Source organism: Sphingomonas echinoides, from assembly GCF_029623395.1.
In the GTDB taxonomy this organism is placed as follows: Bacteria; Pseudomonadota; Alphaproteobacteria; order Sphingomonadales; family Sphingomonadaceae; genus Sphingomonas; species Sphingomonas echinoides_A.
The window spans coordinates 40,269-63,208 of sequence record NZ_JAPYKK010000008.1 but is presented as its reverse complement, the minus strand read 5'-3'; the positions used below and the strand labels follow the sequence as shown (position 1 = coordinate 63,208).

Below are 22,940 nucleotides of genomic sequence, written 5' to 3'. Positions count from 1 at the left end.
TTCGTTTCGCGCGAACGGGAAGGGGGTAGTTCGGGTTACTTGCCCGCGGCTGCCGGAACCGTGGTGTTGCCGAGCCCCTCGACACTCGGCGACGCCTTGCCACCCGGATCGGCCTCACCCGCGGCGGGCGGCGCCTTGGCGTCGGTCGCGGTAGGCGCGCCGGCCGGGGGCGGCGGCAGCGGAACGTTCGAGCCTTGCTGGTTGAGATACAGGATCACGTCGGCGCGATCCTTACCCGCGGTCAGACCGGCGAAGGTCATCTTCGTACCGGCGGCATAACCGCGCGGCGAGGTCAGCCACTTGTTGAGCTCCTCAAAGTCCCACTTCTTGCCCGCGCCCGCCTTCTTGAGCGCGTCCGAGAAGGCGTAGCCGCCCTTGCCCTGCGCGATTGCCTCGCCGACCGTGCCGTACAGGTTCGGGCCGATGCCGTTCGCGCCGCCCTGCGCGACCGAGTGGCAGGCGGTGCACTTCTTGAACACTTCGGCGCCGTGTGCGGCGTCGGCCTTGGCGAGCAATGCGGCAATCGGTTCGTCGGCAACGGCGGCACCGCCTTCGCCACCCTCGGCGGGGGCCTCGATCGGATAGCCTTCCTTTTCGGAAGCGATCGGCTTGACGAGCATGTTGCCGCCGATCGTCAGTGCGAGCGCCAGGCCCATCGTGCCGAGCACCCAGCCTGCGATCGTATTGGTCCGGTTGTCCATGTCGTGCCGCTGCCCCTGCCGATGTCCGGCCCTCGGTGGAGCCGCGATGATTTCACAAGTGCATAGATTCGCCGGACGCGCATCGCAAGCCGCGCGTGTACCGACGCTTGCCGTTCGTGGACGAGCCGGGTACGCGCCGGGGCCGTATGGAAAACTTTGCCGCCCCCGCCCGCGCGCTCGTCGAGCAGATGACAAACGCGGCGATTGCCGAGCCGTCGCGTGCCGTTGCGTTCCAGGGCGCCCCTGGAGCCAATTCGCACATTGCCGCGCTGCAGGCATTCCCCGACTGCCTGCCGCTGCCGTGTTTCGACTTCGCCGACGCGATCGACGCGGTGCGGGATTTCCGCGCGGACTGCGCGATCATCCCGATCGAGAATTCGCTCCACGGGCGCGTTGCGGACATGCATTTCCTGCTTCCCGAATCGGGGCTGGTCATCACCGGCGAGCATTTCCTCGCCATCCGCTACGCGCTGATGGGCATCGGGCCACTGTCGGAAGTGCGCGAGGCGATGAGCCATCCGCAGGCGCTTGGACAATGCCGGCTGTGGCTGCGCGACCGCGGTATCTTGCCAGTCGCCTATCCCGATACCGCGGGCGCGGCGGCGGTGGTAGCGGAGCGTGCCGATCCAACGCTCGCGGCGCTCGCGCCACCGGGGGCTGCGGCGCTCTACGGGCTCGACACGCTGGCAACCGACATTGCGGATGCCGAGCACAACACCACGCGGTTCGTCGTGCTCGCGCGCGAAGGGCACGAGCCGGTTGGCGACGGGCCGTGGATGACGACGCTGATCTTCGAAGTGAACAACGTCCCCGCCGCTTTGTACAAGGCAATGGGTGGCTTCGCGACCAACGGCGTCAACATGACCAAGCTCGAGAGTTACCAACGCGGCGGCAGCTTCGCGGCGACCGAATTCTACGCCGACGTCGATGGACGGCCGAGCGACCCGGGTCTGGGCCGCGCGTTGGCGGAACTGGCATTCCATTCGAAATGGGTGCGCGTACTGGGGACGTATCGTCAGGCGCGCGCGCGCGGGTAAACAGGCTAGCGGCGCACTTGGTACAGCGCGGACGTGCGGTTGGTCCAGATCAGCTCCAGATCGGGCATCCGGTGTACGACCGGCGCGAATCCAATCGTCCAGACATGCGTGAATGCGACGCGGGGGAACGTCCGGAGGGCGACCGTCAGGTTCGCCCCCCGATCAGGACACGCCGCCGAAGAGACCGATTGAGAGGGGTTGGTCAGATACGGGGCCGCGGCCAAATGGCGGATCTGCAGTAACTGCTGTCCCTCCAGCGCCCATTGTTCGTTAGTGAACGCGTCGCGGCGGACGATGGCGATCCCCGGCAGGTGATCGCGCCGCATGTCCGACCAGCGTTGGGCGCACGGGCGCGCGACCAATGACAGCACGGCGGCGCCACGCGGGATATGATTGATCGCTACCAGTTCGCGCTGTTGCTCGTCTGAGCGGAGCGCAAAACTCATCGTCGTTGCGGCAGTATGAGCCACGAAAAAGGCGACGGAGGCGACCGCGAGCCTGGACGCCAGGCGCGAACCGTCGTTCGGCGGCTGCATCGCGAGCAGTGCTAGCATCATCGTCGCCGGCAAGATCCGCATGTCGACATAAGCCCCACCAAACGCCAACCGGGGGAGCAGGATGAACGCGAGGAAGCACAGCACCGCCGGAATCCCGAGCGTACGCGTGAACCGAAACTTCGGTGTCCGAACCCCAACGTACAATATCAGCAGGACTATGACGATCGAGGCGATGTCGACCGCGAGCCAGCGATCCCGCAGCATCGACAGGAACCACTGGCCCTTCGCGATCCAGTTAAACCAGTCGTCCGGCGCAGCGCGGGTACCGCTTGGGCTCGCAATCATCAGCAGGCTCGGCAGCGCGAGCGGCATGCCCTGCAGCGCGGCCTTGCCAAGCTGCAAGCCCCATGTCCGCCACCCTCCATGTATGCGGGCAAGTTCCGCGCCTGCCGCCATTACGCAGAACAGCGCCCAGCCAAAGCTGTGCGCAAACCACAGCAGGCAGGCGATCGGGGCGAACAACGAAGCCCGCAGCACCAACCGCCGATCGCGTCCAAGCTGCAACCAAAGTCCAAAGGCGCAAAGCGCAAGCCCCTGCGCCAACACGAAATTGACGAAGCCAAACTGGAATGGCCAGGCGTATGCGAAGGGCAGCGCGGCAAGTGCCGTGGGAGGAATCCGACCATGCGCCGTCCGTGCGACGTACAGCATACCAACCATCGTCAGCAGTGGAATCAGCATCACGCCAACCTTGGCGGCAAGCTCGAAGGGAAGCAGCACGGCGAGCAACGGGACCAACACATCCATGCCGAGGTTGCCGACCGGCGCCCAGGTGAAGGCGTAATAGCGCGACAGATCGGGGGAGGCGCCGATCGCCATCTGGACGTGCCAGCGACCCATGTGTCCGGGAAGATCGACCAGTGGTGGCAAGGCCGGCCACGCCAGTGGTGCAAGACCGAGCAGGACCAGAAGAAAGACGACGCTGCGCCGTTCCCACCAACCGTTCGGTAGGTCGTTCGCTGAAATAGGGTGCGAAACGGGCTGCATCGGACGAACGACTTTACTGCGGAATTTAAAAGCTGCTTCGTGTGCCGTACTTTGCGACCGCTAGGAAGATCTTTGTCTTCAGTGTGTTGGCGGTCGCTCGAATGCCCTTCGCAAAGCATGGTGCTGCAGTCCAACAGCCAAATGGCAAAACGGCTAGCGCTATGGTCTCCCCTCCAGGAAAGGGAGGGGCTGGCGCATCGATCGGACGCCGCCTGTTCCGGAGAGCGCCCCATCCCTGACCCATTGTTTCCAGGGAGGGGAAAAAGGCCGCCGTTACCCCTCCGCCCAGGCCGTCAGCAGCGTAAACGCAATCGCATAAGCCGGCGGTGGCAGGAACGGTCCGTCACCCCCGGCCAGCACCGCGCGCACGTCCTCGCGCGAGACCCAGATCGCATCTTCCAGCTCGTTGGTGTCGAGCGTGATCGTGTCGTTCTCCGCGATCCCGACGCACGCCACCATCAGCGACGAGGGGAACGGCCATGGCTGGCTCGCGATGTAGCGCACGTCGCGCACACGTACGCCCGCTTCTTCCATGATCTCGCGCGCGACCGCTTCCTCGATCGATTCGCCGGGTTCGAGGAACCCCGCCAACGCCGAATAGCGACCGGGCGGAAACGCCGGCTGCCGCCCGAGCAACGCGCGCCCGTCATGTTCGGCGATCATGATGACGACCGGATCGACTCGCGGGAAATGCTCGGCCTTGCACGACGGGCACCGCCGCCCCCAGCCTGCACGGAACATCTCGGTCTGGTGTCCGCAATTCGCGCAGAACTGATGGCGGCTATGCCAGTCGAGCACGCTGCGCGCGGCGGCATAGGTCGCCGCCTCGCCCGGCGCGAATTGCCCGAGCAGCCCGAACAGTCGCGGTGAGCGGCCTGGCGGCGCGCGCATTCCCGGCACATAGGCCGCGAAATGCCCGCGTCCGTTCTCGTCAAGCCCGAGCAACACGAGTTCGGCCTCGTCCGGCACGTCGGCGAGCGTGGTCCAGCCGAGCGTCCCGTCGCCCATCAGCACGGGATCGAACCCGTCGAGCCGGAGCAGCCGCGAGCGCCAGTCCGACGTCAGCGCGGCAAGCCCCGCCTCGTCGTGGCGCAGCACGTCCGCCCGGTCGAGCGTCCCGCCGGTAAAGCCTGGTGCGATCACCGCTTGACCAAAACCGGCGCGAGATCGGCATAGACCGTCTTGGTCGCCTCCGCGCGGACCGGATATTTGTCGCTCGGCAGGTAATTGACCATGATCGTCGCGCGGACCTTGTTGGCCGGATCGACCCAAGCGATCGTGCCCGCAGCGCCACCCCAGCTGTAGGTGCCCTTACCCGGACCGCCCGGCGTATCGTACAGCGTGACCGAGCCGCCCGCGCCGAACCCTTGCGCATTGGTCGTGCCGCCCGTCGCCGAGACCGACCCCGGATAGACCACGCCGAGCGGGAGCAGGTTGGACATGGCGAGCTGGACCGTCGCCGGCTTGAGGATGCGCTTGCCGTCGAGCGTGCCACCGTTCTGGAGCATGTGGAGGAAGCGGTCGTAATCCGCCGCCGACATCACCAGACCCGCGCCACCGTAAGGGAAGCTCGGCTTCTGGAGATAGACCGAGGTCGCGGCCGGATCGAGCGGGACACGGTTGTCGCCGACGATCGCATAGCCGGTCGCGAGACGGCGAACTTCCGATTGCGGCACGGTGAAATAGGTCGAGTTCATCTTGAGCGGCTTGAAGATCCGCGTCTGGAGGAAGCGGTCGAACGGCATTTTGCTCGCGACTTCGATCACGCGACCCATCACGTCGAGCCCGATCGAGTAGCTCCAGCGCGTGCCGGGTTCCGCGATCAGCGGCAGCGTCGCGACCTTGTTGGCGAAGGCCTCCAGCGTCGCCGGGCGCTTGAGCCGCATCTGCGCTTCGCTTTTCACGTCGGCGGTGAAGGGGGTGATGCCGGCGTCTTCATACGCCTTGAGCAACGGGCCCTTGGTGATGATCGTATAGCCGAGCCCCGCAGTGTGGGTGAGCAACTGGCGCACCGTGATCGCATGGGTGGCGGGCAGCGCGGTCATTGAATCCGGGCTGACCTGGACTTTCATATATTTGAACGCGGGAATGAAGTCGCTGATCGGCTGGTCGAGCTTGATCTTGCCTTCCTCGATCAGGATCATCGCCGCCATCGCGGTGATCGGCTTGGTCATCGAATAGACGCGCCACAGGCTGTTCGCGTCGGTCGCAGCCGCGCCGGGCTCGTCGCCGAGCTTGCCGTCGGCGATGACTGCGGCGGGGGCATCACCTTGGCCGATCACGCCGACGATCCCGGGCATCTTGTTGGCGGCGATATAGTCGGCGAACAGCTTCTGCGTCGTGGGTAGCGCAGGCGTGCCGGCTTGGTTTTGCGGAGCGGGCTGCGATACCATCCGCGGTGCCGGCTGTTGTGCGATCGCGGCGCCTGCGGAGAGTGCGGCGAAGGCGCTTCCCAAAACCAGATACCGTTTCATCATCTTCTCCTGTTTGCCACCCGAACCGCCGTCGCCGCCTTGGCGAAGACCGTGGGCAACCCGGCCGAGTCGAGCTCGGCGATGGGCCACCATTCACCCGAATCGCCATGCCCACCGCCGTGCGCCACGGCAAGCGACAGTTCGAGCCGGAAGTGCGTGAAGACGTGCTCGACCGTCTGGGGGAGGGGGGTCCACTCGGCGGCCACCGGCGGATCGGCGAGCCCCGGCGGTGAATCCGCCCACGCCCCCGTCGGCAGCGCGCGCATCCCGCCGAGCAGCCCGCGCGGCGGACGGCGGACCAGCAGTACGCGGTCGTCCTGTTCGAGCCAGAAGATCGTGCCGTAGCGTTGCGGCTTGACCGGCTTGGGCTGCTTGATCGGGAAACCCTCGGGGTTGCCTTGCGCGTAGGCCATGCAGTCGGCGGACAGCGGGCAGGCAAGGCAGCGCGGGGTGCGCGGGGTACAGACGCTGGATCCGAGGTCCATCATCGCCTGGGCGAAGTCGCCCGAGCGCGTGTCCGGCGTGATCGTATCGGTCGCTGCGCGGACCTCGGCCATGCCGCCGGGGAGTGGGTTCTCGATCGCGAACAGTCGCGCGACGACGCGGGCGACATTGGCGTCGACTACCACCGCGCGCTCCCCGAACGCGATCGCGGCGATCGCGGCAGCGGTATAAGCACCAACTCCGGGCAGCGCGAGGAGGCCCGCCTCGGTCGTGGGGAACCCGCCCGCTCCGACCACCGCCTTCGCACAGGCATGAAGATTGCGCGCACGGGCATAGTAGCCAAGCCCCGCCCATGCCGCCATCAGGTCCGCCTCGGGCGCTGCGGCAAGCGCCTCTACGCTCGGCCAGCGCGCGATGAATTCGGCGAAGCGCGGGGTGACCGCTGCGACGGTCGTCTGCTGGAGCATGATCTCGGACAGCCACACGCGATACGGGTCGGGCGTATTACTTCCGGGTGCGGCGCGCCACGGCAGCGTGCGAGCGTGCGCATCGTAGAAGGTGAGCAAATGGGTGGCGATTTGGGAAGGACGCTTGGCGGACACGGCATCGCTATGGCATGGACGGCGTGATGAGCACCAGCGGCACCAAAGCCCCCCCCAAGACGAAGTTACCCCCCGCGCAGCCCGAGCATCGCCGCGGTGGTCGCGCGCGTTCGGTTGCCGAGCTGCTGCCCGACGCCGGGCGCGCGGCATTCCGCCGTTTCGGCTTCGTCCAGAGCGCGGTCGTCACGCGCTGGGGCGAGATCGTCGGGCCGCGCTATGCCAATGTATCGGCACCCGAATCGATCAAGTTCCCGCACGGTGAGCGCACCGGCGGGACGCTCAACCTGGTCGTGCGCGGCGCGCATGCGACGATGATGCAGCATATTGCGCCGGAGATCATCGAGCGGGTCAATCGCTTCTTCGGCTATGCCGCGGTCGCCAAGGTACAGATCCGGCAGGGCGATGTCATCGCGCGTGCCAAGCGTACGCCCCCGCCCGTGCTCCCGCCCGCCCCGCCCGAGTTGGGTGAGAGCCTGCGGACGATCGCGGATCCGGAATTGAAGGCAGTGCTCGAGGCGCTTGCCGCAGGGGTCGCCGCATCGCGCGGCGTGCCGGTGATCGGGGAACGGAAAGCATGATGCGGAGCCTAGGCTTGGTCGCGCTCGTGGCGAGCGCGGCGCTGGTCGCGCCGGTGGGGGCTGCGCCGGTACAGCGCAAACCTGCGCCACGCCCCGCGGCGGTCGATTGGACCCGCACGCTGGTCCGCACGCCCGAAGGTGGCGTGCGGATGGGCAACCCCGACGCCAAGGTCAAACTGATCGAATATGGCGCGCGCACTTGCCCGACCTGCGCGCAATTCGCGGTCGAGGGGGAACCCAAGCTCGTCGCGGGCTATGTCGCGAACGGGCGGGTCAGCTACGAATATCGCGATTACCCGGTGCACGGCGCGCTCGACCTCGGGCCGATCCTGCTGGGCGATTGCGTGCCGCTGCCGCACTTCTTTCGCGTGATGGAAGCGATGATGGCGCAGCAGAAGGCGCTGGTCGGCCGGCCCGCCGAGGTTCCCGAGGCGAAGGGCAAGGAGCTTGAGAAAGCCACCCCCAACGTCGTCGCCGCCTATTTGGCGGATTTCTACGGCTATACCGATCTGGTCGTGAAGATGGGCCTGCCGCGGCCGCGCGCTGCGGCGTGTCTTGCGGACCCCAAGGCGATCGATACGATCGTCTCGCGCGCCAACATCGGCCAGTCGACCTACAAGATCAGCGGCACGCCGAGCTTCATCCTTGACGGCAAGGTCATCCCGAACGTGTTCGCCTGGGACACGCTCGAGCCTGTGCTGAAGACCGCGCTTGCCGCTAAATGATATCCGATACCAAGGAGCTAGCTTGAGATGACCAACCGTATCCTGGCGCTTGCGCTGCCCGCTCTCCTCGTCGCCGGCTGTGGCGACAACAGCAAGGGCACCGGCACCACCACCGCTGCCAGTGCCCCCGTCGCAGGCAAGGCCGCACCCGCGGGCCAGAGCTGGACCGACACGGTCGTCAAGACCGCGGACTATGGCTATCGCATGGGCAATCCCGATGCGCCGATCAAGCTGGTCGAATATGGTTCGCGCGCGTGCCCGTTCTGCGCGCAGTTCGAGGCGGAAGGCTTCCCGCTACTCAAGGCGCAATATATCGCGAGCGGTAAGGTCTCGTACGAGTTCCGTGATTACCCGATCCACGGTGCGCTCGACATCGCGCCGATCCTGCTCGGCCATTGCGTCGACGACAGCGCGTTCTTCCCGCTGTTGGAAGCGATGATGGCGAACCAGCAGACGCTGCTCGCGAAGGAGCAGGAAGTCGGGCAGAAGGTCCAGGGAATGCAGGGCGCATCGCCGCAGACGATCGCGACGACCTTCGCTCAGGATCTGGGGTATCTCGATTTCGTCAAGCAGCGCGGCGTGCCCGATGCGAAGGCGCGTGCGTGTCTGGCGGACTCGACTCAGCTCGATGCGCTGACCAAGGCGACCGCTAAGGCCAACGCCGATCACAACGTCCAGAGCACGCCGACCTTCCTGATCAACAATGAGCCGGTAGAACTGAACCCGACCGGTGGTGCCTGGCCGCAGCTCGAACAGGCGCTGAAGCGCGCCGGCGGCTGACCCGAACAGGTCCGGGGGGATGCAGATCAAGCGGCTCAGGCTGTCGGGGTTCAAGAGCTTCGTCGACGCCGCCGATCTGCGGATCGAACCCGGGCTGACCGGAATCGTCGGGCCCAATGGGTGCGGCAAGTCCAATTTGCTCGAAGCGCTGCGCTGGACGATGGGGGAGACGTCCGCGCGGTCGCTGCGCGGGGCCGGGATGGACGACGTAATCTTCGCGGGCACCTCGACCCGGCCCGCGCGCGACTTCGCCGAAGTGTCGATGCTGATCGAGTCGGGTGAGCAGGAAAGCGAAGTCGTCCGCCGGATCGAACGCGGGACGGGTTCCGCCTATCGGATCGACGGACGCGACGTCCGCGCCAAAGACGTCGCGTTGCTGTTCGCGGATTCGGCGACCGGCGCGCATTCTCCCGCTTTGGTTAGCCAGGGGCGGATCGGCGCGATCATCGCGGCCAAGCCCGCCGAACGCCGCGCGATGCTAGAGGAAGCCGCCGGGATTGCGGGCCTCCACGTCCGCCGTCGCGATGCCGAGCAGAAATTGCGCGCGACCGAGGCGAACCTCGCGCGGCTCGACGAACTGATTTCCGACCAGGATGCGCGGGCAGCATCGCTTCGGCGGCAGGCGAAGCAGGCCGAACGCTATCGGCTGCTGTCGGACCAGATCCGGGTGGCGGAGGCGCGGATGATCTACGCGCGCTGGCGCGATGCGCAGGCGGCGGCGGATGCGGCCAAGGCCGAGGCAGCGACCTGCGAGACGCGGGTCTCAGATGCGGCCGAAGCGCAGCGCGCGGCGGCGGCCTATGCAATCGCCGCAACCGAGGCGCTGGCGACCGCGCGCGCCGCCGCACAAGCGCTGCGTGACGCGGCAAGCGAGGCGGCGCATCGGCTGGCAACCTTGCGCGGCGAACAAGCGGCAGCGGTGCGGCGGCGTGACGAACTGGCCTCGGCGCGCACCCGGTTGTCGGAGGATCGCTTGCGCGAGGGCGCGCTCGCGCACGACGCCGCCGAGGCGATCGCGCGACTGACCGACGAAACCCGGACCACTGAGGCGCGGCTGGCGGAGATGACCGCGTGCGTTCCTACGCTTGAAGCGCGCCAGGCCGAGGCGGAACGCGCCGGACGCGATGCCGAGGTCGCGCTCGCGCAGGGGCTGGCTGCACAGGCCACCGAAGTGGCGGATGCGCGCGTTGCCGAGGCGGCGCTCGCAGCGGCGCGCGCACGGGCGGACCGCAGCGCGCGCGATCTCGCGCGTGTGGCGGCGGAAGCAGCGGCGTTGGGCGACGCTGCACCGCTCCTCACAAATCGAACCGCTGCGCAAGAAGCCCGTGCACAGGCGTTGCAACACGGCGAGGATGCGCGCGCCGGGCTTGCGCGTGCCGACGCCGACGAACGCGGTGCGCGGGATCAGCGCGATCGCGCACAGGCCGCGCGATCGGGCGCGCATGCCGATCTGGCGGCGCTCGACAGTGAGGCGGCGGCGCTAACGCGCGCGACCAAGCGCGACGGGCGCGATCGCGTGCTCGATCGGATGCGTCCGGAACCGGGGTATGAGCGCGCGCTCGCGGCGGCTTTGGGGGATGATCTCGAGGCAGGCCTGGATACGACAAGCGAGCGCTTCTGGGCGGGCGCCGATGTCTGTCCTGACGATCCGACTGCGCCATCGGGAACGGTGCCGCTTGCGCACCGAGTCGTCGCACCGCCCGCGCTCGCGCGGCGGCTCGCGCAGGTGTTCGTCGTCGATAAGGACGAGGGCGTTGCGCTCGCGGTCGGGCAGCGGCTGGTCACGCTGCGGGGAAGTCTGCGACGATGGGACGGCTATGTCGCGAAATCCAGCGGGGCCGCTGCTGCTGAACGGCTCGAGCGGATGAACCGGTTGCGCGCGATCGAGGATCAGCGCCCAGCCGCGGTACGCGCGGTCGAGTCCGCTGACACCGAACTGGCGCGGATCGACGCGGCCATCGCGGACGCGCGGAGCGCAGCAGTGGCAGCCCGGCGCTTGCTCGAAAGTGCTGAGACCCGCGCGCGCGATGCGGCGCGCGCGGAGGATCGCGCGACCGCCGCGATTGAGCGGATCGAGGCACAACGGAGCGATCTTGCCTCGCGGCGGGAGCGGGTCGAGGCGGATCATGCCGAAGCCGCCGGCGAGGTGACCCGTGCCGCCGCACTTCACGCAGCACTTCCCGACGGCAGTGCTACCCGCGCGCGCGTCGCCGAACTGTCGCGCGCGGCGGAGCATCGTCGCGCCGAGATCGCCACCGCGCGCGCCGACCGTGGCGGGGTCGACCGTGACCTTGGCAGCGCGCGTGACCGGCTCGCGGCGATAGCGGCGGAGGCGAAGGGCTGGCGCACCCGCGCGGGCGAGGCGGCCAAGCGGATCGCGGATATGGATAAACGTGATGCCGCGCTCGCGCTGGAGGCGGAGGCGCTGGCGGGTCGGCCCGAGGCGCTCGCCGCTGAAGTGATTGCGCTGGAAGCGACTCATGCCAGCGCACGTGCAGATGCGGATGCCGCGCAAAGCGCCGAACGCGCCGCCGATGTCGCGCTCCGGGCTGCCGAGGCGACCGCCGCTGCCGCCGCCGAAACGCTCGCGCAGGCGCGCGAGGCGCGGGCTGGCGCGGCTGCGCGGGCGGAGAACCAGGAATTGCGCCGAGTCGAGATGAACCGGCTTGCGGGCGAACGTTTCCAATGCCCGTCGGTGTTGCTCCCCGAACGTGTCGGCTTCGACGGTGCGACGGTGCGCTCCCCTGCGGAAGAATCCGCCGTACATGAGAAACTTAACGTCGACCGGGAGCGGATCGGGCCGGTCAATCTGGTCGCCGAGCGCGAACTTGCCGAGCTGGAATCGGCATCGCAGGGGAATGCCGCCGAGCGCGAGGAACTGGGGCTGGCGGTCAATCGGCTGCGCGGGTCGATCGGGACGCTCAACCGCGAGGGGCGGCAGCGGTTGCTCGCCGCGTTCGAGGCGGTCGATGGACATTTTCGACGGCTTTTCACGACGTTGTTCAATGGCGGCGCCGCGCATCTGGAGCTGGTCGACTCGGACGATCCGCTTGAGGCGGGGCTTGAGATCATGGCGCAGCCGCCGGGGAAGAAGCTTCAATCGCTCACCCTGCTGTCGGGTGGCGAGCAGGCACTGACCGCGGTTGCGCTCATTTTCGGGCTGTTTTTGACCAATCCAGCGCCGATTTGCGTACTGGATGAAGTCGATGCACCGCTGGATGACGCCAATATCGAGCGGTTTTGCGACCTTCTCGACGTGATGACGCGCGAGACCGACACGCGCTATTTGATCGTCACGCACAATGCGGTGACGATGAGCCGGATGCACCGCCTGTTCGGCGTGACGATGATCGAGCAGGGAGTCAGCCGGCTGGTCTCGGTCGATCTCGGCGCGGCAGAGACGTTGCTCGCGGCGGAGTGACGCATCGCGGCGTGCGCTTTTCTGGTGGCGTCTGGCGCGCAAACGAGGACATACAGGCTGATGCGCGATCCCCTTCATCTCCGCCCGGTCCAGTTCGTCGATTCTCCCGTCGGGCGTGATGGCGCGGTCGCTCGGCTCGCGGGCGGGATGCTGTGGTTCGCTGCCTATGACGTGATCGAGGGCGGTCGCCGCCGCACCGTCCCGATCACCGCATTGGCCGACCTGCTTGTGGACGAACGCGCTGCCCGGCTCCACGCGCGGATCACCGCGCCGCGCGCCGCCATGACGCTGGGGGAGCGGACGCTCCGGTTCGATCAGCCGTCGGTCGCCGCGATCCTCAACGTCACGCCCGACAGCTTCTCGGACGGCGGCACGCATGGCCAAGATCCCGCGGCGGCGGCGTCGGCCGGAGTCGCGATGGCGGCGGCGGGCGCGGCGATCATCGACGTGGGTGGCGAATCAACCCGGCCCGGTGCGCAGGTGGTGTGGGAAGGCGACGAGATCGCACGCGTCGTGCCCGTGGTCGAACGGCTCGCGCGGAGCGGAACGCTGGTTTCTATCGACACGCGCAAAGCTGGGGTGATGGAAGCCGCGCTCGCGGCGGGGGCGGCGATCGTCAACGATGTCGCCGCGCTGCTGTGGGACGACCGCGCGCTGGAGGTCGTCGCGGGGGCGGGGTGCCCGGTCGTGCTGATGCATTCACCCGATCCGGCGGGTGGCGGCCACGGTGCGCACCGCTATGACAATGTGCTGACCGACGTGTTCGACTGGCTGGAAGCGCGGATCGACGCGGTCGTGGCGGGCGGGGTCGATCGTACGCGGATCATCGTCGATCCCGGAATTGGCTTCGGCAAGACGCTCGCGGAGAACCTCGCCTTGCTCAACGGTCTGGCGATCTTCCACGGCCTCGGCTGCCCGATCCTGCTCGGCGCCAGCCGCAAGCGGATGATCGGCGCGCTGTCGAACGAAGCCGCGGCGGATGCACGGCTCGGCGGGTCGATTGCGCTTGCGTTGAAGGGTGTCGAGGCTGGCGTTCAGCTGCATCGCGTTCACGATGTCGCCGAAACGGTTCAGGCGGTGCGGGTGTGGCGCGGGTTGCGCGATCAGGCGCTGGTGGCGGGGTGAACGCCTGGTCGGCTCAATCGCCCCGTTCGTCACGGTCAAGCCTCCGTAGCGGAAAATAACACTCTGGTTATACGTATGACACGCGGGGATGCGTACCGGCGGCGCGTGGTAAGGGCGCGCTCAGTCCCATGGGTTCCATGCTGAACCTAATGGCGCCATGTTCGTATCGCACTGCAACATCGCAACGCCTGGAGGAAATTGATGATCATCGACGCAGTCCCACGATATCGGCAGATCGTCGCCGAAGTGTGGCGGCCGCTGCTCGCGCTGTTCGTGTGGGACGTGATCGTTACGGTTACCTACTACATCCTGCCGTTCAAGGCACCGTCGCTGCCGCTGACGCTGTTCGGTTCGGCGCTCGCGCTGTTCCTCGGGTTTCGTAGTACTTCGGCGTACCAACGCTGGTGGGAAGGGCGCGAACTGTGGGGTCGGATGATCAACGCGTCGCGCAGCCTGTCGCGTGCGGCGCGCAGCTACCTGCCCGACGAAGAGGGCCGCGACCTGCAACGCGCGATCATCCTGCGCCAGATCACCTACGTCCACGTCCTACGGTGCCAGTTGCGCAAGCAGGATACACGCGAGGAAGCGCTGCGCTTCCTGTCTCCCGACGAGGCCAAGCCCCCGCTGTCGCGCAACAACGTCGCCAACGGGATTCTCGACGGTACGGGTCGCCGAGTAGACCAGGCGCGCCAGAAGGGTTGGATCGACACGATCCAGCAGGCGTCGATCGAGCGCGTGCTGGTCGATATCGCCAACGCGCAGGGCGGGATGGAGCGGCTGAAGAACACGCCTTTGCCCAACCAGTATCGCTTCTTCCCCGAATTCTTCGCACGGCTGTTCTGTATCCTGCTCCCGATCGGGCTGGTCGAGACGCTGGGGTTCGCCACGCCGATCGGGTCGACGGTTGCAGGGTTGATGTTCCTCGCCGTGCTCAAGATCGGCGACGATCTGGTCGATCCGTTCGCCAACACCGTGCACGACGTACCGCTGACGTCGATGTGCACGACGATCGAAATCGATCTTCTCCAGGCACTCGGCGAACCGGCGCCCGAACCGGTCAAGCCAGTGAAGGGAATCCTTTGGTAAAGCCCGATCAGGCGGCGGCGTTGTCGATCCCGAGTTCGCCGAGCTTGCGATACAGCGTCGACCGTCCAATCCCGAGCCGCCGCGCAACCTCGGTCATTCGCCCGCGATAATGGCCGATCGCGAGGCGGATGACGTCCGCTTCGATCTCGTCCAGCGCGCGCAAATTACCATCCGCGTGAAACAGTGTGACTCCGCCCGATGTCCCCAGCGGCGCGGAAGCAGGGGCGGCGTGGCGTTTGCCGCCGAGCGCCGCGATCTGCGGGAAATCGGCTTGGGTCAGCGCGTCGCCGTCGCACAGTACGGCGGCGCGGAAGAGCGCGTTCTGCAACTGGCGGACGTTCCCGGGCCAGTCATAGCGTCCCAGCAAAGCCAGCGCGTCGTCGGTGATGCCGAGTTGGCGGAGCCCGGGTTGCTGCGCGATTCGCGCCATCAAGTGGCGGGCGAGTGCGGGGATGTCGCCGGTGCGTTCGCGCAAGGGGGGAATCGTCACCTGGACGACGTTGAGGCGATAATAGAGGTCTTCGCGGAAGCGCCCGGCTTCGACTTCGTCGGTCAGCCGCTTGTTGGTGGCGGCAATCACGCGGACATCGACTTCGCGCACTTGTCGCGCGCCGATCGACTGGACCTCGCCCGATTGCAGGACGCGCAACAGTTTGACCTGTGCCTCGATCGGCATTTCGCCGATTTCATCGAGGAAAAGCGTCCCGCCGTCTGCTTCCTGGAAGCGACCGGTCTTGCGTTCGAATGCGCCGGTGAAGGCGCCTTTTTCATGGCCGAACAGTTCGCTTTCAACAAGATTGGCGGGGATCGCACCGCAATTGACCGCGATCATCGGCTTCTTGCCGCGCGGCGACGCTGCATGGATCGCCTCCGCGACGACTTCCTTGCCGACACCGCTCTCGCCTTCCAGCAGAACAGGCACGCGCGCCCGCGCGGCCTTGGCCGCGATCGCGAGGGCCGCACGGAAATCGGGGGCGGACCCGACGATCTCGTCGAACGCCAGCAAGGCTGGAATTTTTTCGGTCAGGGGGCGTAATTCGCCCGCGGTCTTTTCGGCGACTGCGGCATCGAGCGCCGCAAGCAGACGTTCGGGTGCTAGCGGCTTGACCAGAAAATCAGTCGCGCCGGATCGCATGGCGTTCACCGCCTGCGCTACCGAGCCGTTGGCGGTCAGCAGCAGCAGGGGGAGCGCGGGGCGGCGCGCGCGGATTTCGGCGATCAGCGCGGTGGGATCCGCTTCGGGCGCCCAATGGTCGAGGAGGATCGCATCGAGTTGCATCCCTTCCGCCGAGCCGAGCATGGCGATTGCGGTATCGCCGTCGTTGGCGAAGATCGCACGCCATCCGCGCCGCGCGGCGATTGCCGCGATCAGCCTGCGCTGCGCGGGTTCGTCGTCGATCAGCATCAGCAGGCGTTGGCCGTTACGCGTCATGCTCTTCCCCGAATTCACTCTGTTTGGAGCGATTCTCTAACGGCAAGGTGTAAAAGCCGCCTTAAACGACCCAGCGCGGGACGCGAGAGACACGCGGCCCTAAGTAATTGCAGGGGTTGAGGGGTTGCAAGACGCCCGCTAAGCACAGGCGGAACGATAAGGTGAGGAACGATCCGATGGCGAACGAGGGCGATCTGCAAGTCCACCGCGCGACCTATACCAAGGTCATCGGAGTCCTTAAATACGGAGCAGTTGCATGCTTCATCATCGCGTTTGCGGTGGTGTGGCTGATCTCGGGTAAGTAGCGGTGAAGATCGCCGTTCTCCGCGAAACCGCCGAAGGCGAGCGCCGCGTCGCCGCCACCCCGGAAACGGTCAAGAAATTCGTTGCCTTAGGGGCCAGCGTCGCGGTCGAGGCGGGTGCCGGCAGCACCGCATCGATCACGGACGCGGACTATGCCGCGGCCGGCGCGAGTGTTGCGGACCGTGGTTCGACGCTTGCGGGTGCCGATATCGTATTGGGGGTACAGGGGCCGGACGCGGCTTCACTGGCAGGCACGACGTCCGGCGCGTGGCTGGTCGCCGCGCTCAATCCCTTCGCCGACCGTGCGCGGATCGATGGCTATGCCACCGCGGGGATCGAGGCGCTGGCGATGGAATTCATGCCGCGGATCACGCGTGCGCAGTCGATGGACATCCTGTCGTCTCAGTCGAACCTCGCGGGCTATAAGGCGGTGCTGGATGCAGCGGCGGCGTATGGCCGCGCTTTCCCGATGATGATGACCGCGGCGGGGACGATCTCGGCGGCGCGGGTGTTCGTGATGGGGGTCGGTGTCGCCGGGTTGCAGGCGATCGCGACCGCACGACGGCTCGGCGCGCAGGTGTCCGCGACCGACGTCCGTGCCGCGACGCGTGAGCAGATCCAGAGCCTTGGCGCCAAGCCGATCTTCGTCGAGAAAGTCGCCGGGATCGAAGGCGAAGGGTCGGGCGGCTATGCGGGCGAGATGAGCCCGGAATATCAGGCGGCGCAGGCCGAACTGGTGTCGGGCCATATCGCCAAGCAGGACATCGTCATCACTACCGCGCTGATCCCGGGACGCCCGGCACCGCGGCTGATCTCGGCGGCGCAAGTCGCGAGCATGCGGCCTGGTTCGGTGATCGTCGACCTCGCGGTCGAGAGCGGCGGGAATGTCGAGGGTTCTGTCGTCGGTGAGGTGGTCGTCGTCAACGGTGTGTCGATCGTCGGCCATCGCAACGTACCGTCGCGGCTTGCGGCGGATGCCTCGGCGCTGTTCTCCCGCAACCTGTTCAATTTCCTGAGCGCATTCTGGGACAAGGAGCAGGGCAAGCCCGTGCTCGACGCCGAGATCGGGGATGCGATCCGGCTGACCCAGGGCGGCAAGATCGTCAACGCACGGTTGTTGGGGTGATGGGGCTGCTTAATGCAACCGCGGCCTCGGCGGCCGAACTGATCGACAAGCACGGGGATGCGTTGACCGATCAGGAAGATGTGCGGTTCGTGTTCAAGACCGTCCGCGATTTTATCGCGTTCACGAATTGGCGCGTGCTGTACATCAACGTGCAGGGTCTGACTGGCGCAAAGCGGGAATATCTGACTGTGCCGTACCGGTCGATTACCGCCTTCTCGATCGAGACGGCGGGCACGTTCGATCTCGATGCGGAACTGAAGATCTATCTATCCGGTCGGGCGCCGATTGAATTTCGGATCGGGCGCGATTCCGACATCCGCGGGCTACAGGGTTGGATGGCAACCAAGATCGACCGATAGGGGCACAATCCATGGACTTTATCTCAATCCTGTCGATCTTCGTCATGGCCTGCTTCGTCGGCTATTACGTCGTCTGGTCGGTTACTCCGGCGCTGCATACGCCGTTGATGGCGGTGACCAACGCGATCTCCTCGGTGATTATCGTCGGCGCGCTGATCGCGTCTGCGGCGGAAGGGTCGGTCTGGTCGAAATGGCTCGGGCTGCTCGCGGTGGTGCTGGCGAGCGTCAACATCTTCGGCGGCTTCGCGGTGACGCAGCGGATGCTGGCGATGTACAAGAAGAAAGAACGACCGGTCGCGAAGTGACGCGATACGGGCGGCTGAACGGGCGGGCAGGGGTTTAAACGATGGAACATACGGCACCGGTAAATCCCTGGGTTGCGCTCGCGTATCTCGTCGCGGGGGTGTGCTTCATCCTCGCGCTACGCGGCCTGTCGTCGCCCGCGACTGCGCAACGCGGCAACCGGCTCGGCATGATCGGCATGGCGCTCGCGGTCGGCACCACGCTGTTCGCGCATCATCTCGCGTCACCGTTCGAGATCGGGGTTGCGATGGCGATCGGTGCGGCGATCGGAATCGTTACCGCGCGACGGATCGCGATGACCGACATGCCGCAGCTTGTTGCGGCGTTCCACTCGCTGGTCGGCATGGCGGCGGTGCTGGTTGCGGCGGCGGCGTATCTCAACCCCGGCGCGTTCGGGATCCTGGGCGATGACGGGCAGATCCTGACCGTCTCGCGGATCGAGATGGGGCTCGGCATCGCGATCGGTGCGATCACCTTCTCCGGCTCGGTGATCGCCTTCCTCAAGCTCAACGGCAACATGTCGGGCAAGCCGATCCTGCTGCCCGGACGGCATGTCATCAACATCGCGGTGCTGGTGGCGATCGTCGGTCTCGTCGGCTATTTCACCCAGGATCAGAGCGCCTGGGTGTTCTGGACGATCACCGGCCTCAGCTTCGTCATCGGCTTCTTGCTGATCGTGCCGATCGGCGGTGCGGACATGCCGGTCGTCGTGTCGATGCTCAACTCCTATTCGGGCTGGGCGGCAGCCGCGATGGGGTTCACGCTCCACAACAGCGCGATGATCATCACTGGCGCGCTGGTCGGATCTTCGGGTGCGATTCTCAGCTACATCATGTGCAAGGCGATGAACCGCAGCTTCGTCAGCGTCATCGCAGGCGGCTTCGGCGGCGATGCGGCGGCTGCGGGCGGCGAAGCGAAGGAGCAGCGTCCGTGGAAGCGTGGGTCCGCCGACGACGCGGCGTTCCTGCTCGGCCAGGCGGAGCAGGTCATCATCGTCCCCGGCTACGGCATGGCGGTCAGCCAGGCGCAGCACGCGCTGCGCGAAATGGGCGACAAGCTGAAGGAGCACGGCGTCCGCGTGAAATATGCGATCCATCCGGTCGCCGGCCGCATGCCCGGGCACATGAACGTGCTGCTCGCGGAAGCGAACGTGCCGTATGACGACGTGTTCGAGCTGGAGGACATCAACAGCGAGTTCGCACAGACCGACGTTGCTTTCGTGATCGGCGCGAACGACGTCACCAATCCGGCGGCAAAGACCGACAAGACCTCGCCGATCTATGGCATGCCGGTGCTCGACGTCGGAAAAGCGAAGACCGTGCTGTTCATCAAGCGGTCGATGGGCGGGGTCGGCTATGCCGGCGTCGACAACGATGTCTTCTATATGGACAATACGATGATGTTGCTGGGCGACGCCAAAAAAATGGTCGAGGAAATCGTGAAGTCTCTGGACTGATAGCGCAATTCCCCATTTCGAATCGGCCTGTTTCTCCTATGGGCGCAGACTGACCCGGCGATTTGAGTGTACTTAGGCAATTGGGTCCGTTCTGGTGCAATCCGGAGTGGGATGCTCTGGATCTTGCATAATGATCGCCGAAGTGGCGCGAATTGAGCTGTTCCCTTTTGGCAGAATGCGTACTTTACGAAAGCGAGGGCTGGGGAGCCTCGCAGCGTGGGGGAGCGCAACCATGACCGAACCGATGGCCTTCGACGATTTCGGTCGATACGGACGCGACCCGGCACGTATAGACCAACGATCCGTCCTGCTGATCGCGAATGATTGTTCGGCGGGGGCGGAGGCAATCCAAGCCTGTGATGCGCGGCTTCTCGGCCCGGTGCCGTGGGAAGAAGCAGCCGGCAGGCTCGAACGCCAGGGATTGTGCCATGCGATTCTGGCGGAAGCCTCGAGCGTTCCCGATGCGGTATTAGAACGCGTGCTGTCCGTGCTTGCCGATCTGGCCGTCACCGGGGCGACCCGCGCGGTGATCGTGCTCGATCCGTCCCAGATCGATTGTGTTACGGGGACAATCGGGACCGCGCCGATCGACCTGCTGTGTTCCCCGACGACGACCGAGCGAGTCGCCAGTCTATGCGTGGCGCTGAGCCCTGACTCGCGGCGATTACAGGATATTGGCGGAACACCCGATTCGGTTCGGTTAATGCGCCTCAACGAGGAAATCGCTCGAATCGCCGAGACGTTGACGCGGCTTACCCGTGGCGAGGATGAACTATCGCGTCCGCCTGCGGTCTCCGACCCGGGTCTGACCTATCGCTCGGCGCCCCTGCTGGAACGGCCCGACATCCGCGTCCGGGACGTACGCGACGCGATCCGCGCGCGCCGCCTTCGCGACCAGTTCTTCGGGGCGGGGCTGTTCGAGGATCCGGCTTGGGACATGTTGCTGGATCTGTTCGCCGCCGAACTCGAGCGCGTCCAGGTTTCGGTGTCCAGCCTGTGCATCGCCGCCGCCGTCGCGCCGACCACGGCGCTGCGCTGGATTTCGCGGATGACCGATGCGGGGTTGTTCGAACGCCGCCCCGACCCGTTCGACCGCCGTCGCGCCTTCATGGCCTTGTCGTCGCAAACCAGTCTGGGGATGCGAACCTATCTGTCGGCGGTCCGCCGGACGGGGTCGGCGTTGCCCTGACGAGGCTCGTTTCGCTCCCGCCGGTAGCGGGGGAGGCGCTCCGAGCGCCCCCCCCGGGTACCGACAATCTTCAAACACATGCGGAAGCCGTAACGACTCCTTGGGTTTGGCCCGACCTTAAACAGTTCGGGCCATTGGCTCGGGCAATAATCCAACGCTGCGATGAGAGCGGGATGCAACCCACTTGCGAGACCAATTGTTCATTGGTCGCTTAATCCATCGATAGCTGATCGCCGCACAGCCGAGTGTCATGGCCCGCTTAAGGATCGACATCGCGTCACCGCCGCTGTTGGGATCATGCGTCTCGTTGATAAGGTTCGGAGATCAACAGATCGGTTTCGGGAAGGTAACATTTAGCGGACTTCCCGCGCCGCGCAGAATCGCTTCGGAAATCCTTCGGGATTTCGCGTTCCGGATGCCCTCCCGTTTCCCGTTTGATCCCCGAATTATCTGCAATCGTGCGCTTGCTCGCGGCCAAAACCGCGCTATTACGCGACTCCCCGTTACGGGGGCGATTAGCTCAGTTGGTAGAGCGTCTCGTTTACACCGAGAATGTCGGCGGTTCGAGCCCGTCATCGCCCACCACCCCCCTTCGTAGCCGGTACCGGCTAATCGAGCCCAGGTCCGCGATCACTCCGATTGAGCCTTGTTAGCGTTAGCATAGGGCCGTATCCCCACTCGAGCGTTGCGTGAGACAACAGGAGAGAGTGGAATGCGGATTGTTGGCGCCCTTGTGGCTGGGGGAATGGCGCTTGCGGCGACGGCGGTGTCGATCACTGCGGCAACGCCCGCCCCGAAGCTCTCGAACCCGATCGTCCGGGACAAGTTCACCGCCGATCCGGCGCCGATGGTCGTCGGCGACACGTTGTACCTCTACGTCGGTCATGACGTTGCGCAGCGCGACGAGATGTTCAACATGCGCGAATGGATGGTCTATTCGACCAAGGACATGAAGCGCTGGACCGATCACGGGCCAATCATGAACGTCGCCGACTTCAAATGGGCCAAGCAAGACGCCTGGGCCTCGCAGGCGATCCAGAAAAACGGCAAGGTCTGGTTCTATGCCGCGGTCGAGCACGATGCCACGCACCCCGGCAAGGCGATCGCGGTGGCCGTCGCCGACACGCCGACCGGGCCGTTCCGCGATGCCAAGGGCTCCGCGCTGATTACCAACGAAATGACGCCCAAGGGCACGCACAGCTGGGAAGACATCGATCCCACCGTGATGACCGACGACGACGGCACCACCTGGATCGCGTGGGGCAATCGGCAATGCTATATCGCCAAGCTCAAGCCCAACATGATCGAGCTCGACGGCCCGATCACCGAGATCACGCCGCCGCATTTCGAGGAAGGCCCGTGGCTGCACAAGCGTGGCAAGATCTATTACCTGACCTACGCCTCGCTCGACCGGAAGACGCAGCGCGACGAGCATGTCTCCTACGCGACCGCATCGTCGCCGCGCGGGCCGTGGACGCCACACGGGCTGCTGACCGGTTCGGGCAAGTACAGCTTCACCATCCATCCCGGGATCGCGGAATTTCGGGGGCAATCGTATCTGTTCCTCCACAATGCCGATCTCGCGATCGACGACCAGCGCGGGGCAATCGGACGGCGGGCGGTGACGGTCTATCCGCTGACGTATAACAAGGACGGGACGATGCGCCCGGTCGTGCAGACGCCGAATGCGGTGACGATGGCGCCGCCCAAGTAAGCGCGGTGGTGCTCGACCCGGTCAGCGATCGTGGTCGAGGATCGTCTCCATCGCGACAAAGGTCGACGTGCTCGCGACATGCGGCAGGCTGGAGATCTTCTCCCCCAGCACATAGCGGTAGCGGCGGATGTCGGTGGTGCGCACCTTGAGCAGATAGTCGAAGCTGCTCGCGATCAGATGGCATTCCTCGACTTCGGGAATACGGCGCACCGCGGCGTTGAAATCGCGCAGCGCATTCTCGCGCGTGTCGGACAGTTTCACCTCGGTGAAGGCGACATGGTCGAGCCCCAGCTTGGCGAGATTGGTCACCGCGCGGAAGCCGAGGATATAGCCCTGGTCGACCAGCCGCTTGAGCCGAACCTGCGTCGGCGTCTTGGACAGCCCGATCTGCGCGGCAAGGTCGGTGACGGTCATCCGCCCATCCTGCGCCAACAGATCGATGATCGCACGGTCGAACCGGTCCAATTCACTGTCTGACGATGGTTGCGTAGGCGACTTATCCTTCATGGCCCTGAAATGCAGTCGGGACTGTGCGTCCGTC

At 66.0% G+C, this 22,940-nt stretch carries 21 protein-coding genes and 1 tRNA gene; 15 read left to right on the top strand and 7 right to left on the bottom strand.

Annotated elements, in window-relative coordinates; translation table 11 throughout:
• Window positions 1-35: 35 nt before the first annotated feature.
• Window positions 36-701 carry a c-type cytochrome gene (locus QBJ92_RS06935; protein WP_277968956.1) on the bottom strand — a complete coding sequence of 222 codons (666 nt, stop codon included), beginning with the start codon at window positions 699-701 and terminating at the stop codon, window positions 36-38.
• Between the two features lie 146 nt (window positions 702-847).
• Between QBJ92_RS06935 and QBJ92_RS06930 the strand changes: the two genes are divergently transcribed.
• Window positions 848-1,738 (top strand): prephenate dehydratase, encoded by an 891-nt coding sequence (locus QBJ92_RS06930; protein ID WP_277968955.1) that lies wholly within the window; start codon window positions 848-850, stop codon window positions 1,736-1,738.
• 5 nt (window positions 1,739-1,743) lie between these two features.
• Here the strand turns inward: QBJ92_RS06930 and QBJ92_RS06925 are convergent, their stop codons facing one another.
• The 4 genes from QBJ92_RS06925 to QBJ92_RS06910 all read right to left on the bottom strand — a co-directional run bounded on the left by QBJ92_RS06925 (window position 1,744) and on the right by QBJ92_RS06910 (window position 6,766).
• Entirely contained in the window at window positions 1,744-3,282 is a 1,539-nt protein-coding gene (locus tag QBJ92_RS06925; protein WP_277968954.1) for a hypothetical protein, read from the bottom strand.
• Between the two features lie 273 nt (window positions 3,283-3,555).
• Window positions 3,556-4,425, bottom strand: a complete 870-nt coding sequence (gene nudC / locus QBJ92_RS06920) for an NAD(+) diphosphatase (RefSeq protein WP_277968953.1) — start codon at window positions 4,423-4,425, stop codon at window positions 3,556-3,558.
• Complete coding sequence (locus QBJ92_RS06915; RefSeq protein WP_277968952.1) at window positions 4,422-5,756, bottom strand: serine hydrolase domain-containing protein; 1,335 nt, start codon at window positions 5,754-5,756, stop codon at window positions 4,422-4,424. The genes nudC and QBJ92_RS06915 overlap by 4 nt, the downstream gene beginning before the upstream one ends.
• Window positions 5,756-6,766, bottom strand: a complete 1,011-nt coding sequence (locus tag QBJ92_RS06910; RefSeq protein WP_277969038.1) for an A/G-specific adenine glycosylase — start codon at window positions 6,764-6,766, stop codon at window positions 5,756-5,758. Before QBJ92_RS06910 ends, QBJ92_RS06915 begins: the two co-directional genes overlap by 1 nt.
• 50 nt (window positions 6,767-6,816) lie before the next feature.
• Here QBJ92_RS06910 and QBJ92_RS06905 point away from each other — a divergent pair, with 50 nt between their 5' ends.
• From QBJ92_RS06905 to QBJ92_RS06880, 6 genes are all read left to right on the top strand, one after another.
• A complete protein-coding gene (locus QBJ92_RS06905) occupies window positions 6,817-7,380 on the top strand; it encodes a DUF721 domain-containing protein (RefSeq protein WP_277968951.1) in 564 nt (187 codons plus the stop codon).
• Complete coding sequence (locus QBJ92_RS06900; protein ID WP_277968950.1) at window positions 7,377-8,105, top strand: thioredoxin domain-containing protein; 729 nt, start codon at window positions 7,377-7,379, stop codon at window positions 8,103-8,105. Before QBJ92_RS06905 ends, QBJ92_RS06900 begins: the two co-directional genes overlap by 4 nt.
• 27 nt (window positions 8,106-8,132) lie before the next feature.
• The gene (locus tag QBJ92_RS06895; protein WP_277968949.1) at window positions 8,133-8,885 is read left to right on the top strand and encodes a thioredoxin domain-containing protein; all 753 of its coding nucleotides are present in this window, start codon (window positions 8,133-8,135) and stop codon (window positions 8,883-8,885) included.
• Window positions 8,886-8,904: 19 nt separating this feature from the next.
• Window positions 8,905-12,306: a chromosome segregation protein SMC gene (gene smc, locus QBJ92_RS06890; RefSeq protein WP_277968948.1), complete on the top strand. Its 3,402-nt coding sequence runs from the start codon at window positions 8,905-8,907 to the stop codon at window positions 12,304-12,306.
• 60 nt (window positions 12,307-12,366) lie between these two features.
• Window positions 12,367-13,431 (top strand): dihydropteroate synthase, encoded by a 1,065-nt coding sequence (folP, locus tag QBJ92_RS06885; protein WP_277968947.1) that lies wholly within the window; start codon window positions 12,367-12,369, stop codon window positions 13,429-13,431.
• 201 nt (window positions 13,432-13,632) lie between these two features.
• Window positions 13,633-14,517 carry a bestrophin family protein gene (locus QBJ92_RS06880; RefSeq protein WP_277968946.1) on the top strand — a complete coding sequence of 295 codons (885 nt, stop codon included), beginning with the start codon at window positions 13,633-13,635 and terminating at the stop codon, window positions 14,515-14,517.
• Window positions 14,518-14,524: 7 nt separating this feature from the next.
• Here QBJ92_RS06880 and QBJ92_RS06875 read toward each other — a convergent pair whose 3' ends face one another.
• A complete protein-coding gene (locus QBJ92_RS06875; RefSeq protein ID WP_277968945.1) occupies window positions 14,525-15,949 on the bottom strand; it encodes a sigma-54-dependent transcriptional regulator in 1,425 nt (474 codons plus the stop codon).
• A 176-nt stretch (window positions 15,950-16,125) separates the two neighbouring features.
• On the opposite strand from QBJ92_RS06875, the gene QBJ92_RS06870 reads away from it, so the two are divergent.
• The 8 genes from QBJ92_RS06870 to QBJ92_RS06835 all read left to right on the top strand — a co-directional run bounded on the left by QBJ92_RS06870 (window position 16,126) and on the right by QBJ92_RS06835 (window position 22,399).
• Window positions 16,126-16,254 carry an aa3-type cytochrome c oxidase subunit IV gene (locus tag QBJ92_RS06870; protein WP_277968944.1) on the top strand — a complete coding sequence of 43 codons (129 nt, stop codon included), beginning with the start codon at window positions 16,126-16,128 and terminating at the stop codon, window positions 16,252-16,254.
• A gap of 2 nt (window positions 16,255-16,256) precedes the next feature.
• A complete protein-coding gene (locus QBJ92_RS06865; protein ID WP_277968943.1) occupies window positions 16,257-17,378 on the top strand; it encodes an NAD(P) transhydrogenase subunit alpha in 1,122 nt (373 codons plus the stop codon).
• Window positions 17,378-17,737, top strand: coding sequence for a PH domain-containing protein (locus QBJ92_RS06860; RefSeq protein ID WP_277969037.1), 360 nt, complete (start codon window positions 17,378-17,380; stop codon window positions 17,735-17,737). Before QBJ92_RS06865 ends, QBJ92_RS06860 begins: the two co-directional genes overlap by 1 nt.
• Window positions 17,738-17,748: 11 nt before the next feature.
• Entirely contained in the window at window positions 17,749-18,042 is a 294-nt protein-coding gene (locus tag QBJ92_RS06855) for an NAD(P) transhydrogenase subunit alpha (protein WP_010218984.1), read from the top strand.
• Window positions 18,043-18,083: 41 nt separating this feature from the next.
• Window positions 18,084-19,496 carry an NAD(P)(+) transhydrogenase (Re/Si-specific) subunit beta gene (locus QBJ92_RS06850; RefSeq protein WP_277968942.1) on the top strand — a complete coding sequence of 471 codons (1,413 nt, stop codon included), beginning with the start codon at window positions 18,084-18,086 and terminating at the stop codon, window positions 19,494-19,496.
• Window positions 19,497-19,728: 232 nt separating this feature from the next.
• Window positions 19,729-20,685 carry a hypothetical protein gene (locus QBJ92_RS06845; protein WP_277968941.1) on the top strand — a complete coding sequence of 319 codons (957 nt, stop codon included), beginning with the start codon at window positions 19,729-19,731 and terminating at the stop codon, window positions 20,683-20,685.
• Between the two features lie 509 nt (window positions 20,686-21,194).
• Window positions 21,195-21,270 (top strand) — tRNA-Val (locus QBJ92_RS06840).
• A gap of 127 nt (window positions 21,271-21,397) precedes the next feature.
• On the top strand, window positions 21,398-22,399 hold the full coding sequence (locus QBJ92_RS06835; protein WP_277968940.1) for a glycoside hydrolase family 43 protein: 1,002 nt from the start codon (window positions 21,398-21,400) through the stop codon (window positions 22,397-22,399).
• Window positions 22,400-22,420: 21 nt separating this feature from the next.
• Here the strand turns inward: QBJ92_RS06835 and QBJ92_RS06830 are convergent, their stop codons facing one another.
• On the bottom strand, window positions 22,421-22,906 hold the full coding sequence (locus QBJ92_RS06830; RefSeq protein ID WP_277968939.1) for an Lrp/AsnC family transcriptional regulator: 486 nt from the start codon (window positions 22,904-22,906) through the stop codon (window positions 22,421-22,423).
• Between the last annotated feature and the right edge of the window lie 34 nt (window positions 22,907-22,940).